Below are 15,068 nucleotides of genomic sequence, written 5' to 3'. Positions count from 1 at the left end.
CATGACGGCGATCACGGATATTCCGGAGGCACCGCGGGCCGCCCGCCGTCCGCAAATGGGCAACCCGGTGCTGCGCTGGCTGCGCACCAACCTGTTCTCGTCGATCCCGAACGGCCTCATCACCGTCGTGTTGCTGGCGGTCCTTGTGAAGGGCGCCGTCGGCTTTGCGCAGTGGGGCATCGCGAACGCGGTCTGGCTGACACCGGCAAATGATTCGAGCGCCTGTCGTGCCGCGCGTGGTCTTGGCGCCTGCTGGGCGATCATCCCCGAAAAGTACCGCTTCATCCTGTTCGGCACCTATCCGTTCGACGCGCAGTGGCGACCGGCGCTATCCGTGCTGCTGTTCATCGCGCTGTTCTATCTCTCCACCCGCCCAGCCTGGTGGCGCCGCGAGCTCGCTTTTCTCTGGATCGGCGCGCTGGCGCTGATCAGCTTGCTGATGTGGGGCGGCGTGCTCGGCTTGCCCTTCGTCTCGCAGGATCGATGGGGCGGATTGCCGGTGACGCTGATTCTCGCGACCTTCGGATTGGCGTTTGGCTTTCCGCTCGGCGTGCTGGTCGCGCTGGGCCGGCGTTCGAAACTGCCGGCGATCCGTTCGCTCTCGGTGATCTATGTGGAGCTAATCCGCGGCGTGCCGCTGGTCAGCCTGTTGTTCATGGCCAGCGTGATGTTTCCGCTGTTCATGCCCAGCGGATTCAACATCGACAAGCTCCTGCGCGCGCAGGTCGCGATCATCCTGTTCGCGGGAGCCTATCTCGCCGAAGTCATCCGCGGCGGGCTGCAGGCCGTGCCGCGCGGGCAATATGAGGCGGCGGACGCACTCGGACTATCCTACTGGCGCAAGCACCGGCTGATCATCCTGCCGCAGGCGATCCGTCACGTCATTCCACCGCTGGTCAACACCTTCATCGCCTTCTTCAAGGATACCAGCCTCGTCCTGATCATCGGCATCTTCGACCTGCTCACGACGGCCAAGACTGCGATCATCGATCCAGGCTGGCAGCAGTTTTCGGTGGAAGTCTACATCTTCGTCGCCGCGATCTATTTCGCCTTCTGCTTCGCGATGTCGCGCTATAGCCGGAGCCTCGAGGCGACGAGCGAAAGGTGACGTCTCTTCCCTTCTCCCCTTGTGGGAGAAGGTGGCGCGAAGCGCCGGATGAGGGATTGTTTCAGCGGATTCTTCTGCGAGTTCGCGCGCGGAGGGATACCCCTCACCCGTCTCGCCGCTATGCGGCGAGCCACCCTCTCCCACAAGGGGAGAGGGCAACTACCGAGCGCGCGGCGTAGATCGCCTTACTTCTTCACCTTCGGATCGATCGGCGTAGTGCCACTCAGACCCAGAATATCTTCCAACACCTTTGCGCCCGCGATGACCTGCGCATCTGCGCGCGGCGCGCCGACCACCTGCACGCCGACCGGCAGGCCTGACTCCGTGAAGCCGCAGGGCAACGACAGAGCCGGGCAGCAGGCCAGCGTGATGGCGTAGACGATGCCGAGCCACTCGACGTAGTTCTCGAACCTCTTGCCGGCGCATTCGGCGACATAGCGGTGCTCGATCGGGAACGGCGGCACGATCGTGGTCGGCACCAGCAGCAGATCGTAGGTCTTGAAGAACTCGATCGCGCGCGCGGTCATCCCGACGCGCTGCGCTTCGGCGCGCTCGATCTGCTCGATCGTCAGCTTAAGGCCCTCCTCGATGTTCCAGATCACCTCCGGCTTGAGCAGGTCGCGCTTGGTGCGCAGGAGATTCGCCTTGCTGATCGCGAAATCGAAGGCGCGCAGCACGTGGAAGCATTCATGTGCCTCGCGCCAATCCGGATGCGCTTCCTCGACGATCGCGCCGGCGTCCGCGAAGCGCTGCGCCGCTTTGCGCGTGATCGCCTTTACTTCGGGATCGACCGGGGTGATGCCGAGATCCGGCGAATAGGCGATGCGCTTGGGCTTCTTGCCCGATTGCGCCGCCGACAGGAACGAGGTCAAAGGCGCCGGCAACGACAGCGGATCGGCGGCATAGTCACCGCTCATGGCGTCGAGCAGCAGCGCGAGGTCCTCGACGTTGCGTGCCATCGGGCCCTGGACGCCGAGGTTGCGATCGACCGCCGATTTCGGCGTGTGCGCGACGCGGCCGATGCTCGGCCGCATGCCTACGACGCCGCAGAAGCTCGCGGGGCTGCGCAGGCTGCCGCCCATGTCCGAGCCGTGCGCGAGCCAGGCCATGCCGGTCGCCAACGCCACCGCGGCGCCGCCCGAAGAGCCGGCCGCCGATCTGGATGTGTCCCAGGGATTGAGCGTTGCGCCGAACACCTCGTTGAAGGTGTTGGCGCCGGCACCGAATTCCGGCGTGTTTGATTTTGCGTAGATGACCGCGCCGTTGGCCTCGAGGTTCTCGACCATGAGGTCCGACTTTGCGGGGATGTTATCCCTGAAGATCGGCGAGCCCTGCGTGTTCAGCACACCGGCGACATCGGTCAGATCCTTGATCGGCACCGGCAGACCCGCAAGCAGTCCGCGCGCGCCGGCCGGCTTCTGCATCAACGCTCTCGCATGGGTCCGGGCGCGATCGAAGCATAGCGTGGGCAGCGCGTTCACCTTGCCGTCGACCTCGACGATGCGCTGCTCCAGCACATCCAGAAGCTCGAGCGGCGAGACATCTCCGGATCGCAGCTTGTCGACAATGGTGCACGCGGTTGCGCGGATCAACTCTTGAGACAAGTGTTTACTCCTAGCTCTGGACTGTCATTCCGGGGCGACCGAAGGGCGAACCCGGAATCTCGAGGTTCCGGGTTCGATGCTTCGCATCGCCCCGGAACGACGGCGTCTAAATAATCTCGGAGCAATCAACCCCATCCCGCGCTGATGCCGCCATCCACGGTATAGATGACCCCGGACGTATAGCCGGCGCGATCCGAGGCAAGGAACGCCATGAGGTCACCGATCTCGCGTGCATGCGCGGGGCGGCCGAGCGGCAGGCCCTTCTGGAATTCCCTGTAGCGGCTCTCGTCGCCGAATTGGTGCTGGGCGCGCGTCTTGAGCAGCGTCACGTGGCGATCGGTGCCCACAGGGCCGGGATTGATGCCGACCACGCGGATGTTGTCGGCGAGGCTCTTTCCGCCGAGCGCGCGCGTAAACGCCATCAGGGCTGCATTGCCGGCGCTGCCGCAGATGTAGTTGGCGTCGAATTTCTCGCCGGCAGCCCCGATGTCGTTGATGATGACGCCGCCGCCCTTCGCCTTCATCTGCGCGTAGATCATGCGCGTGAGATTGATGTAACCGAACACTTTCAACTCCCAGGCATGCCGCCAGGTCGCCTCGTCGATCTTGTCGATGGAGCCGCCGGGAATGTCGCCGGCATTGTTGACGAGGATGTCGATGTCCGCGGCTTCCTTGGCGAGCCGCGCCAGGTCCTCGGGCCTGCGCAGGTCGACGATGCTCGTCGTGGCATCGATCTGGTGCGCCGAACGCAAGCCGTCCGCCAGCGCCCTGAGCTGCTCGCCGTTGCGGGCGGCGAGCAGGAGATGAGCGCCTTCCTCGGCAAACGCTTCGGCGGCGGCAGCACCAATGCCCTTGGACGCGCCTGTGATCAGGACGCGCTTGCCTCGTAGATGCAGATCCATCGGGTGTACTCGCAGGATGGGAACAGAATGAAATCACTAGGCGGTACGCCGCGCCACGGTCAACATTGCAGTGCAGCGTTGCACTGTCACCGAGTTTGGTCCATTGCAGTGCGGTCAAAAAGGCGGCGGCTGCCGGACGAAGCAAGGACGTTCTCGATGAGCAAGAAACAATACCGGATCGCGGTCATTCCCGGCGACGGCATCGGCAAGGAAGTGATGCCGGAGGGCCTGCGCGTGCTGGAGGCGGCGGCGAAGAAGCACGGAATTGCCGTGCATTTCGATCATTTCGACTTCTCGTCCTGGGACTATTACGAGAAGCACGGCCAGATGATGCCGGACGATTGGAAAGAGAAGATCGGCAAGCACGACGCGATCTATTTTGGCGCAGTCGGCTGGCCGGCGAAAATTCCGGACCACGTCTCGCTCTGGGGTTCGCTGATCAAATTCCGCCGCGAGTTCGACCAATATGTGAATTTGCGCCCCGTGCGGCTGATGCCCGGCGTGCCGTCGCCGCTGGCGAACCGCAAGCCCGGCGACATCGATTTCTGGGTGGTGCGTGAGAACACCGAAGGCGAGTATTCCTCGGTCGGCGGCCGCATGTTCCCCGATACCGATCGCGAGTTCGTCACACAGCAGACGGTGATGACCCGCGTCGGCGTCGATCGTATCCTGAAATTCGCCTTCGAGCTCGCGCAGTCGCGGCCGAAGAAGCACCTGACGTCGGCGACCAAGTCCAACGGCATCTCCATCACCATGCCCTATTGGGACGAGCGCGTGGAGGCGATGGCCAAGAAGTTTCCGGACGTGAAGTGGGACAAGTACCACATCGATATTCTCACGGCGAATTTCGTGCTGCATCCGGACTGGTTCGACGTCGTGGTCGGCTCCAATCTGTTCGGCGACATTCTCTCGGACCTCGGCCCCGCCTGTACCGGCACCATCGGCATCGCGCCGTCCGGCAACATCAACCCGGAGGGGAATTTCCCGTCGGTGTTCGAGCCGGTGCACGGCTCGGCGCCCGACATCGCGGGGCAGGGCATTGCCAATCCGATCGGTGCAATCTGGTCGGGCGCGATGATGTTGGAGCATTTGGGCGAGAAGGAAGCCGGTCGATCAATCGTCGATGCCATCGAGCGCACGCTGGCCGAACGCACGTTGCGCACTAAGGATCTCGGCGGCAACGCGGACACGACGGCCTGCGGCAAGGCGGTCGCGGAGATGGTGGATTAGTTCTTCCCCTCTCCCCTTGTGGGAGAGGGTGGCTCGCCGCGAAAGCGGCGAGACGGGTGAGGGGTCTCTCTCCGCGATCTAATCTGCTATGGCGAGCGTGGATAGAGACCCCTCATCCGGCGCTTCGCGCCACCTTCTCCCACAAGGGGAGAAGGAAAGACGAGCATGTCTCGCTCTGCCTACCCCGCGATCTTTTCGATCGCGGCCTGATCCAAGCCGAATCTCTTCCCCGCTTCCAAAATATCCCGCCATGTCGTCGGGTCGACCGGGATGCCTTCGGCCAGGCGCTTCTTCTTGGTTTCGCGCTCGGGCTCGCCGGCGATCTTCACCTTGTCGACGCCGGGGGCGGGCGGCGAGCCGGTGTGCCAGGCGACGAAGCTCTCGACTTCGCGCGCGAGGTTTTCGCCGGTGCCGAGCTTGTGCGGGTCGATGATGATCGAGAGCATGCCGTTGAGGACGTTGTGCTTGCCGTCGGACGGGCCCTTGACCACCTGCCCGCCGGAGAGCGCGCCGCCGAGGATTTCGCACACCAGCGCCAGCCCCGAGCCCTTGTGCTCGCCGAACGGCAGGATGGCGCCGTGCGGCGGGATCACGGTGTAGCGCGGATTGGTGGTGGGCTTGCCTTCATTGTCGATGATAATGCCGGGCTCGAGTTCGACGCCCTTGTTGTGAGCGACGCGGGTCTTGCCTTGCGCGATCTTGCTGGTGGCGAAATCAAGCACGATCGGGTCCTTGCCGGCGCGGGGGATGCCGACGCAGAACGGATTGGTGCCATGGCGCGCGTCGCTGCCGCCCCAGGGCGCCACGATCGGGCGCGAGAGTACGTTGACGAAGTGGATCGAGACCAGCCCGTGCGCGATGCACTGCTCGGCCCAATGGCCGATGCGGCCGATGTGATGCGAGTTCGAGAGGCCAACGACGCAGACGCCGCTGCGCTTGGCGCGCTCGGCACCCAGCTCCATCGCTTCATGGCCGATCACCTGGCCATAGCCGGTGAGGCCGTCGAGGGTGAGAAGCGGACCGGTGTCGAGCACGATCTTGACGTGCTGGTTCACGGCGAGACCGCCCGTAGTGACGCTCTCGACGTAGCGCGGGATCATGCCGACGCCGTGCGAGTCGTGTCCCTTCAGATTGGCCTCGACGAGATTGGTGGATACCAGTTCGGCCTCGCGATCGCTGGAGCCGCCGGCCTTGACGATGGTGCGGACGGCATCGGTGAGCGCTTCGGCCTTGATGGTGCGATAATCACCCATTGTTGGTTTCTATCCTTTCACGATCCGGCGGCAGTGGACCCACGCCGCCTCGATCAGGTTCTCGCTCGCCTCCGGCGTGCGGAACGCCGAATGCGCCGACAATGTCACGTTCGGGAGCTTGGTCAGCGGATGATCGCCGGGTAGCGGCTCGATGTTGAAGACGTCGAGGCCGGCATGGCGGATATGGCCGGACTTCAACGCATCGATCATCGCGGTCTCGTCGACAACCGCGGCGCGGGCGGTGTTGATGAGGATGATTCCGGGCTTCATCTTCGCGATCTTCTCGCGCGTGATCATGCCGCGCGTCTCGTCGTTGAGCAGCAGATGCAGCGATACGACGTCGCTTGTCCCTAGCACCGTGTCGAGATCCGTGAACGTGACCCCCGGGCAGCTCTTCGCCGAGCGGTTCCAGGCGATCACCTTCATGCCGCTGCCCGAGGCAATGCGCGCGACTTCCGCGGCAATACCGCCGAAGCCGATCAGGCCGAGCGTCTTGCCGGTGAGCTGCATGCCGTCCTCGCGCAGCCAATTGCCGGCGCGCATCTCGCGATCCATCATCGCGATGACGCGGGCCGAGGCCCACATCAGCGCGATCGCACATTCCGCGACCGCCGTGTCGCCATAGCCCTTGATCAGGTGCACGGAGATGCCGAGCTCGGCCAACTCCTCCGGGTTCATGTAGCTGCGTGCGCCGGTGCCGAGGAACACGACGTGCTTGAGCCCCGTGCATTTCTTCGCGACCTCGGTCGGCAGCGCGGTGTGATCGACGATCGCGATCTCGGCGCCACCGAGGATTTCGGGGTATTGCTCGGGCTTGATGTCGGGATTCCTGTGGATCCGCACCTTGGGATCACCGGGCTGCTCCAGCCGCTCCATGATCACGGCGAGCGCTTCATTGGCGTCGACGAAAACTCCGCGCATGTCTTTCTCCGATCAGGACGCGACGCCGGCGATCGCCAGCACCGTGTGCATCAGCACGTTGGTGCCGGCGGCGCAGTCGGGTTGCGTTGCGTCTTCAAGCTCGTTGTGGCTGATGCCGTCCTTGCAGGGGACGAACACCATCGCCGCCGGCATGACGGTGTTGAGGTTGCAGGCGTCGTGGCCGGCGCCCGAGGTGATGCGGCGGGAGGAATAGCCGAGCGTCTTGGCCGCATTCTCGACCGCTGCGATCAGCTTGGGATCGAAATGCGTCGGCGGCTTGCGCCAGACCAGATCGATCTGGACCTCGACCTTGCGCCGCGCGGCGATCTCGGCGATTGCGGCGCGAAGATCGCGATCGAGTGCATCCATGATGGCGCCGTCCGCGCTGCGGCAATCCATGGTGAAGGCGATCTCGCCGGGAATGACGTTGCGCGAGGGGTTGGCGATCACGGCTTCTCCGATGGTGCCGACCGCGTTCGGCCCGTGCTTCTTTGCAATCGCCTCCATCGCCAGCACGATCTCGGAGAGCGTCGCCAATGCGTCGCGCCGCAGCGGCATCGGCGTCGAGCCCGCATGGCTCTCGAACCCAAAGATCTTGCCGTCGTACCAGAGCACGCCCTGGCCGGAATCGACCACGCCGATGGTCTTGCCTTCGGCCTCCAAAATCGGACCCTGCTCGATGTGCAGCTCGAGGAAGCAGCCGAGCTTTTGGAACCCGACCGGCTTGTCGCCGCGATAGCCGATGCCGTCGAGCGCCTGGCCGACGGTGGTGCCATCGATGTCCTTGCGCGACAAGATGTCGTCGGTGGTGAAATCGCCGACATAGGCCGCGGATGCCATCATCGCCGGCGCAAAGCGCGAGCCTTCCTCGTTGGTCCAGTTCACGACGCAGATCGGCGCCTCGGTCTCGATGTCGGCGTCGTTCAGCGTGCGGATCACTTCCAGCGCGCCGAGCGTGCCCAGGATGCCGTCATACTTGCCGCCGGTCGGCTGCGTGTCGAGATGCGAGCCGATGCCGACGGGCGGCTTCGACATGTCGCGTCCCTTGCGCAGGCCGAACATGGAGCCGAGCACATCGACGTGAAACTCGAGCCCGGCGTCCTCGCAGGCGTTGCGGAACCAGTCGCGCACCTGCTTGTCTTCGCTGCTCAGCGTCAGCCGCCGCACGCCGCCTTTGGCCGTCGCGCCAAACTGCGCAGTCTCGTGGATGGAGCCCCAGAGGCGGGCGGAATCGATTTGCAGGTTGGTCGCGGCTCGGCTCATGCGGTCAGTCCATCTTAGCTGTCATTCCGGGGCGCTCGAACAGCGAACCCGGAATCTCGAGATTCCGGGTTCTCGCTCCGCGAGCCCCGGAATGACGAAAGAAAGTCCGGCGCCTTTTTCAATGACGCGCCAGCGCGGGCGCGTCAACCGCGAGGCTGCCCTGCGCAATCTGACATGCAAGCTCTGCGACGCGCTGCACCGCGACGACGTCCGGCGAGGCGAGCCAGCTCGCCGTGAACGTCAGCGGCGCGATCTCAAGATCGGTGTCGAGCAGTTGCAGCCGTCCGTCGGCGAGCTCTTTCTCGACGATGGCGTCCGGGATCACGGCAATGCCGAGCCCTTCGACCGCCATGTGGATGACGGTCGCAAGCGAGGCGGACGCGTGCAGGCGGATCGGCGGCAACTCGGGCCGGTCGAACACTTCGCGCACGACCTCGTAGGGCCGCGTCTTGCGAGGAAAGGTGATGATAGGAAACCGTGCAAGCTCGGCCCGCGTCACCGAGCCATGGCCAAGCCCGAGCGAGGGGCTTGCGAGAAAGCCGATCGGGTAGTCGGCAAGCACGCGGTTATGCACGCCAGAGGCGGACAGCGGTCCGACGACAAAGGCGAGCTCGATCTCCTGCGCGAGCAGGCGCGCGGTGAGGTTCGGCGTGATGTCGACCTCGATCTCCAGCGACAGGTTCGGATAGACCTCGTTCATGCTCTTGACGAGACGCGGCAGCCAAGTGTGCACGATGGTTTCGGCGACACCGAGCCGCATCACGCCGCGCATCGCCGAGCGATCGCCGATCTCGGCGATCATCTGAGCGCGCAGGCCGATCAGCTTCTCCGCATAGACCATCATTTGCCGCCCGCTCGGCGTCGGCGAGGCGACACGATGATCGCGGTTCAGGAGCCTCACACCCATCTCGCGTTCGAGCTGGGCGATGCGCTGCGAGATCGCCGGCTGGGTCGTATTGAGCCGCGCTGCCGCGCCGCGGAAGCTGCCGAGCTTCACGACCCACAGGAACGTCTCGATCGATCTAAAGTCCAACATCGGAAGGATTTTCCTAAGCGATAAACAATATTTATCGATCTTGATTAGAAAGGAAGATTAGACTTTATACCACGCTTGGTGTTGGCTTGTCTTTGTCGAGTTTATAGGCAGGTCGATCACATGACTGTTTTGGTGGCAGCGCAGCAAACTGAAACATCCGACACCCTCCCCAGCCTTCAGGCGCGGCTCGCCTATCGTGGCGGCCAGGTCGGCTCGACCGCGGGTGTCGCCCCCGGCTTCGTCCAGGGCAATCTGGCAATCCTGCCCGCGGACTACGCCAGCGCCTTTCACCGCTTCTGTCAGCTCAATCCGAAACCGTGCCCGATCATCGGCATGTCCGACGTCGGCAGCCCGCACATCCCGGCACTTGGCGCCGATCTCGATATCCGCACCGACGTGCCGCGCTACCGCGTCTGGCGCGACGGTGAAGTCGTGGATGAGCCGACCGACGTGACCAAATACTGGCGCGACGATCTCGTGACCTTCGTGCTCGGCTGCTCGTTCTCGTTCGAAGAGGCCTTGCTCGACGAGGGCATGCCGATCCGCCACATCGAGCAGAACGTGCGCGTGCCGATGTACCGCACCAACATCGCCTGCGGCGAGGCCGGCCCGTTCGCCGGACCGATGGTGGTGTCGATGCGTCCGTTCAAGCCGGCGGATGCGATCCGCGCGGTGCAGATCACCTCGCGCTATCCCGCCGTCCACGGCGCGCCCGTGCATCTCGGCCATCCGCATCTGATCGGCATCAAGGACATCGCCAAGCCCGACTATGGCGATCCCGTGCCTGTCGCTGATGACGAGATCCCGGTGTTCTGGGCCTGCGGGGTGACGCCGCAGTCGGTGATCAACGCCGCCAAGGTGCCGTTCGCGATCACGCATTCGCCCGGCCTGATGCTGGTGACGGATCTGAAGAACAGGACCATGGCCGTGATTTAGTGGGCAAGGTTTGCTGCTTCTTCAGGCTTTACGCTATCCACCAATCGCTTCATTCGATACGCGCAATATTCAGGAACAGGGGATTTTACCGATGACGATCACCCGCCGCGACGTTCTGCTCGGAGCCACCGCCACCGCCGCGCTGATGCCGCTTGCCGCGCGCGCACAGACCTCGGAGGTCGTGATCGGCGTCATCTATCCGTTCTCCGGCGCCAGCGCCCAGCAGGGCGTCGACGCGCAGAAAGCTTACGAGACCGCGCTCGAAGTCATCAACAAGGACATGGATTTCGACCTGCCGCTCGCCAAGGGCGAGGGCCTGCCGGGGCTCGGTGGCGCCAAGGTCCGCCTCGTCTTTGCCGATCACCAGTCAGATCCGCAGAAGGGCCGCGCCGAAGCCGAGCGCTTGATCACGCAGGAAAAGGTCTCCGCCGTCATCGGCACCTATCAGAGCGCGGTCGCCGTCACGGTCAGCCAGATCTGCGAACGCTACCAGATCCCGTTCGTCTCCGCCGACAACTCTTCGCCGAGCCTGCATCGCCGTGGCCTCAAATATTACTTCCGCGCCTCCCCGCACGATGAAATGTATTCGGCCGCGATGTTCGACTTCTTCGATGCCTTGAAGAAGAAGGGCACCAAGATCGAAACGCTGTCGCTGTTCCACGAAGACACCATCTTCGGCACCGATTCCGGCAACGCCCAGGCCAAGATCGCCGGCGAGCGCGGCTACAAGATCCTCGCCGACATCAAGTACCGCGCCAACTCGCCATCGCTGTCGGCCGAAGTGCAGCAACTCAAGAGCGCCAATGCCGACGTGCTGATGCCCTCGAGCTACACCACCGACGGCATCCTGCTGGTCAAGACCATGGCCGAGCTCGGCTACAAGCCGAACGCGATCGTGGCGCAGGACGCCGGCTTCTCCGAAAAGGCGCTCTATGACGCCGTCGGCGACAAGCTCGAAGGCGTGATCTCGCGCGGCACCTTCTCGCTCGACCTCGCGCAGAAGCGCCCGATGGTCGGCAAGATCAACGACATGTTCAAGGCGAAGTCGGGCAAGGATCTCAACGACCTCACCTCGCGCCAATTCATGGGTCTGATCGTGCTGGCTGACGCCATCAGCCGCGCCAAGTCGGCCGATGGCGAGAAGATCCGCGACGCGCTCGCCGCCACCGACATCCCGGGCGAGCAGACCATCATGCCCTGGAAGCGCATCAAGTTCGACGAGGCCGGCCAGAACAACGATGCCGACCCGGTGTTGCTGCAATATGTCGGCGGCAAGTTCGTCACCATCTTCCCGCCGCAGGCCGCGATTGCCGAAGCGATCTGGCCGATGAAATAAAGGTGCGAAGAGCGGGAGCACGGACGGCAGCTCCCGCCCTCATCCTGAGGAGCGGGCGTAGCCCGCGTCTCGAAGGACGAGGGTGGGGCCATCCTTCGAGACGCGCGCTGGGGCGCGCTCCTCAGGATGAGGACGTATTTTGGGGGACGCACTTTTGACAGCTCAAGCCATTATCCAGAGCCTCGCGAGCGGTCTCCTGATGGGGCTGCTCTACGGATTGATCGCCGTCGGGCTCGCGCTGATCTTCGGCTTGATGGACGTCGTGAACTTCGCCCATGGCGAGTTCCTGATGCTCGCGATGTATGTGAGCTTCTTCCTGTTCGCGTTCTTCGCCATCGATCCCCTGCTGTCGGCGCCGCTGGTCGCAGCCGCGCTGTTCGTGCTTGGAGCGGTGGTCTATCTCTTGATTGTCCGCTTCGCGATGCGTGCCAAGGCCAACGCCGGCATGGTGCAGATCTTCTCGACCTTTGGTCTGGCGATCGTGATGCGGGGGCTCGCGCAGTTCTTCTTCACGCCGGACTACCGCAGCATTCCGCAGTCGTGGCTCGGCGGCAAAACCATCTCGGTGGCCGGCATCTTCCTGCCGGAGCCGCAGCTTGTCGGCGCGCTGGTCTCGATCCTGGCCTTCGCCGGGCTTTATTTGTTCATCCACCGCACCGATTTCGGCCGGGCGCTGGAGGCGACCCGCGAAGATCCCGGCGCGGTGGCGCTGGTCGGCATCGACAAGAACCGCGTGTTCGCGCTCGGCTGGGGCCTTGGGGCCGCGCTGGTCGGTCTCGCCGGCGCGATCATGGCGAGCTTCTTCTACATCTATCCCGATGTCGGCGCGTCCTTTGCGCTGATCGCCTATGTCACGGTGGCGCTCGGTGGTTTCGGCAGCGTGTTCGGCGCCTTTGCCGGCGGCATCATGGTCGGCCTGGTCGAAGCCGTTACCGCCATGGTGCTGCCGCCGTCGTTGAAGTCGGTTGGCATCTACGCCGTCTATCTCCTCGTCGTTTTCATCCGGCCGCGCGGCCTGTTCGGGCAGATGTGATGGACAAGCATTTTGCCACGCGGCGCCGCCGCGACCTCATCATCGCCGCGGTGCTGGCCGCGCTCGCCGCACTGGCACCGTTGTTCGTGAAGGACGTCAACGTCCAGAACATCCTGGTCCTGACCTTGATGTATGCGGCGTTGTCGCAGAGCTGGAACATCCTGTCCGGCTATTGCGGGCAGATTTCGCTGGGACACGCGCTTTATTTCGGCATCGGTGCCTACGCCACCGAGCTCCTGTTCACCAAATTCGGTGTACTGCCCTGGTTCGGGATGCTTGCGGGCGGACTGTTCGCCGCGGTCATCGCCATGGTGCTCGGCTATCCCTTCTTCCGTCTGCGCGGCCATTATTTCGTGATCGCAACGATCGTCATCGCCGAGATCGGGCTGCTGCTGTTCCAGAATTGGGAATGGGCGGGGGCTGCGATGGGAATTACCATTCCCGTGCGCGGCGACAGCTGGCTGAAATTCCAGTTCCTGCGCAGCAAGCTGCCGTATTTCTACTTCGCGTTGGCGCTGTGCAGCCTTGCCTGGTTCGTCACCTGGTGGCTCGAAGACTCCAAATGGGGTTTTTGGTGGCGCGCGGTGAAGGACAATCCGGAAGCTGCCGAGAGCCTCGGCGTGGTCGTGTTCAATTCGAAGATGGGCGCGGCGGCGGTCTCCGCCTTCCTTGTTGCAGTCGGCGGCGGCTTCTATGCACAGTTTCTCGCCTATATCGATCCTGAAAGCGTGATGGGCTTCCAGTTCTCGCTGCTGATGGCGCTGCCGGCCGTGCTCGGCGGCATCGGCACCCTCTGGGGTCCCGTGTTGGGGGCAGCCATCCTGATCCCGATGACCGAACTGACGCGCTCCTATATCGGCGGCTCCGGCCGCGGCGTCGACCTCATCGTCTACGGCGGATTGATTGTGTTGATCTCGCTAGCTTTGCCGCAAGGCCTCGTCGGCCTGTTCGCTCACTTCAAGAAGAAAGCAGCCGCACGGTGACCGCGCTCCTTGAAACCCGCGGCGTCTGGCAGCGTTTCGGCGGCCTCGTCGCCAACTCCGACGTCTCGATCTCGGTCGGACGCGGCGAGATCGTCGGCCTGATCGGCCCCAACGGCGCTGGCAAGTCGACGCTGTTCAATCTCATCGCCGGCGTGTTGCCGCCCACGCAAGGCTCGATCTGGTTCGACGGTGTGGATGTCACGGCCATGCCGGCGGCCGAGCGCTGCCAGCGCGGCGTCGGGCGCACCTTCCAGGTCGTCAAGAGCTTCGAGACCATGACGGTCATCGACAACGTCATCGTCGGTGCACTTGTTCGCAACACGGTGATGCGCGAGGCCCGCCGCAAGGCCTATGAGGTGCTCGAATTCACCGGCCTTGCCGCCCGCGCCGATGTGCTCGCGAGCGATCTCGTGCCGGCCGAAAAGCGCCGCCTCGAAGTGGCGCGTGCGCTTGCGACCGAACCGAAACTGCTGCTGCTCGACGAGGTCCTCACCGGTCTCACGCCGACCGAGGCGCAGACCGGTGTGGCGCTGGTGCGCAAGGTGCGTGATGCCGGGATCACCGTGCTGATGGTCGAGCACGTCATGGAGATTGTGATGCCGCTGGTCGACCGCGCCATCGTGCTCGACCTCGGCAAGGTGCTGGTCGAGGGCAAACCCAACGACGTCGTCCGCGATCCCAAGGTGATCAGCGCATATCTGGGAGATCGTCATGCTATCGGTGCATGAAGTCACGACCGCCTATCAAGGCTTGGTCGCGATCTCCGCGGTCTCGATTGACGTTGCCAAGGGCGAGATCGTCTGCGTGGCCGGCGCCAACGGCGCGGGCAAGTCGACGTTGCTCAAATCCATCGCCGGCGCCGAGCGCCCGCGTTCGGGCAGCGTGACGTTCGACGGCAAGCGCCTCGACGGCATGGCGCAGCATCACGTCACGGCCACCGGCATCGCCTATGTGCCGGAAAACCGCCGCCTGTTTCCACGTCTCTCGGTGCGCGACAATCTCCGCCTCGGCAGCTATCTCTACCGCAGCGAAGCGAACCGCGACGAGCCGCTCGATCTCGTCTTCACGCTGTTCCCGCGCTTGTCCGAACGCCTGGAGCAGCGCGCCGAAACACTCTCCGGCGGCGAGCAGCAGATGCTCGCGATCGGCCGCGCCCTGATGACGCGCCCGCGGCTGTTGATGCTGGATGAGCCGTCGCAAGGCATCATGCCGAAGCTGGTCGACGAGATCTTCCAGGCGGTGAAGCGGATCCGCGATGCCGGCATGACCGTGTTGATCGTGGAGCAGCGTATGGCCGAGTGCCTCGAAATCGCCGACCGCGCCTACATCCTGCAAACCGGCCGCGTGCTGATGCAAGGCCCGGCGGCGGAGATCAGAGGCAATCCGGACGTGCGTAAGGCTTATCTGGGGCTGTAAGGCAAAGTGTTGGTCGCGTTCGCGCAACACACTCGGTGTCATCGCCC

The 15,068-nt window shown here is 64.1% G+C and carries 14 protein-coding genes; 8 read left to right on the top strand and 6 right to left on the bottom strand.

Annotated elements, in window-relative coordinates:
* Nucleotide 1: 1 nt before the first annotated feature.
* Entirely contained in the window at nucleotides 2-1,108 is a 1,107-nt protein-coding gene (locus tag AC0L2O_RS00290; RefSeq protein WP_473368283.1) for an amino acid ABC transporter permease, read from the top strand.
* Between the two features lie 185 nt (nucleotides 1,109-1,293).
* Here the strand turns inward: AC0L2O_RS00290 and AC0L2O_RS00285 are convergent, their stop codons facing one another.
* A complete protein-coding gene (locus AC0L2O_RS00285; protein ID WP_473368282.1) occupies nucleotides 1,294-2,712 on the bottom strand; it encodes an amidase in 1,419 nt (472 codons plus the stop codon).
* Nucleotides 2,713-2,837: 125 nt separating this feature from the next.
* On the bottom strand, nucleotides 2,838-3,614 hold the full coding sequence (locus AC0L2O_RS00280; protein ID WP_473368281.1) for an SDR family oxidoreductase: 777 nt from the start codon (nucleotides 3,612-3,614) through the stop codon (nucleotides 2,838-2,840).
* Between the two features lie 156 nt (nucleotides 3,615-3,770).
* Between AC0L2O_RS00280 and AC0L2O_RS00275 the strand changes: the two genes are divergently transcribed.
* Entirely contained in the window at nucleotides 3,771-4,844 is a 1,074-nt protein-coding gene (locus AC0L2O_RS00275; RefSeq protein WP_473368280.1) for a tartrate dehydrogenase, read from the top strand.
* 179 nt (nucleotides 4,845-5,023) lie between these two features.
* Here the strand turns inward: AC0L2O_RS00275 and AC0L2O_RS00270 are convergent, their stop codons facing one another.
* The 4 genes from AC0L2O_RS00270 to AC0L2O_RS00255 all read right to left on the bottom strand — a co-directional run bounded on the left by AC0L2O_RS00270 (nucleotide 5,024) and on the right by AC0L2O_RS00255 (nucleotide 9,317).
* Nucleotides 5,024-6,097, bottom strand: a complete 1,074-nt coding sequence (locus tag AC0L2O_RS00270) for a malate/lactate/ureidoglycolate dehydrogenase (RefSeq protein ID WP_473368279.1) — start codon at nucleotides 6,095-6,097, stop codon at nucleotides 5,024-5,026.
* 9 nt (nucleotides 6,098-6,106) lie between these two features.
* Nucleotides 6,107-7,018 (bottom strand): NAD(P)-dependent oxidoreductase, encoded by a 912-nt coding sequence (locus AC0L2O_RS00265; protein WP_473368278.1) that lies wholly within the window; start codon nucleotides 7,016-7,018, stop codon nucleotides 6,107-6,109.
* A 12-nt stretch (nucleotides 7,019-7,030) separates the two neighbouring features.
* Nucleotides 7,031-8,281 carry an allantoate amidohydrolase gene (locus AC0L2O_RS00260; RefSeq protein WP_473368277.1) on the bottom strand — a complete coding sequence of 417 codons (1,251 nt, stop codon included), beginning with the start codon at nucleotides 8,279-8,281 and terminating at the stop codon, nucleotides 7,031-7,033.
* Between the two features lie 118 nt (nucleotides 8,282-8,399).
* Entirely contained in the window at nucleotides 8,400-9,317 is a 918-nt protein-coding gene (locus AC0L2O_RS00255) for a LysR family transcriptional regulator (RefSeq protein WP_473368276.1), read from the bottom strand.
* Between the two features lie 120 nt (nucleotides 9,318-9,437).
* On the opposite strand from AC0L2O_RS00255, the gene AC0L2O_RS00250 reads away from it, so the two are divergent.
* From AC0L2O_RS00250 to AC0L2O_RS00225, 6 genes are all read left to right on the top strand, one after another.
* The gene (locus tag AC0L2O_RS00250) at nucleotides 9,438-10,253 is read left to right on the top strand and encodes a putative hydro-lyase (RefSeq protein ID WP_473368275.1); all 816 of its coding nucleotides are present in this window, start codon (nucleotides 9,438-9,440) and stop codon (nucleotides 10,251-10,253) included.
* Nucleotides 10,254-10,344: 91 nt separating this feature from the next.
* On the top strand, nucleotides 10,345-11,589 hold the full coding sequence (locus AC0L2O_RS00245) for an ABC transporter substrate-binding protein (RefSeq protein WP_369725352.1): 1,245 nt from the start codon (nucleotides 10,345-10,347) through the stop codon (nucleotides 11,587-11,589).
* Nucleotides 11,590-11,788: 199 nt separating this feature from the next.
* The gene (locus AC0L2O_RS00240) at nucleotides 11,789-12,622 is read left to right on the top strand and encodes a branched-chain amino acid ABC transporter permease (RefSeq protein ID WP_369726478.1); all 834 of its coding nucleotides are present in this window, start codon (nucleotides 11,789-11,791) and stop codon (nucleotides 12,620-12,622) included.
* A complete protein-coding gene (locus AC0L2O_RS00235; RefSeq protein ID WP_473368274.1) occupies nucleotides 12,622-13,605 on the top strand; it encodes a branched-chain amino acid ABC transporter permease in 984 nt (327 codons plus the stop codon). The genes AC0L2O_RS00240 and AC0L2O_RS00235 overlap by 1 nt, the downstream gene beginning before the upstream one ends.
* A complete protein-coding gene (locus AC0L2O_RS00230; RefSeq protein WP_473368273.1) occupies nucleotides 13,602-14,333 on the top strand; it encodes an ABC transporter ATP-binding protein in 732 nt (243 codons plus the stop codon). The genes AC0L2O_RS00235 and AC0L2O_RS00230 overlap by 4 nt, the downstream gene beginning before the upstream one ends.
* Nucleotides 14,317-15,021, top strand: a complete 705-nt coding sequence (locus tag AC0L2O_RS00225) for an ABC transporter ATP-binding protein (RefSeq protein ID WP_473368272.1) — start codon at nucleotides 14,317-14,319, stop codon at nucleotides 15,019-15,021. The genes AC0L2O_RS00230 and AC0L2O_RS00225 overlap by 17 nt, the downstream gene beginning before the upstream one ends.
* Nucleotides 15,022-15,068: the final 47 nt, after the last annotated feature.

The sequence above is a fragment of the Bradyrhizobium sp. Kon10 genome (assembly GCF_055807395.1).
Note: the sequence above shows the minus strand (reverse complement) of the source record. Positions and strands in the feature narration are given on the sequence as shown.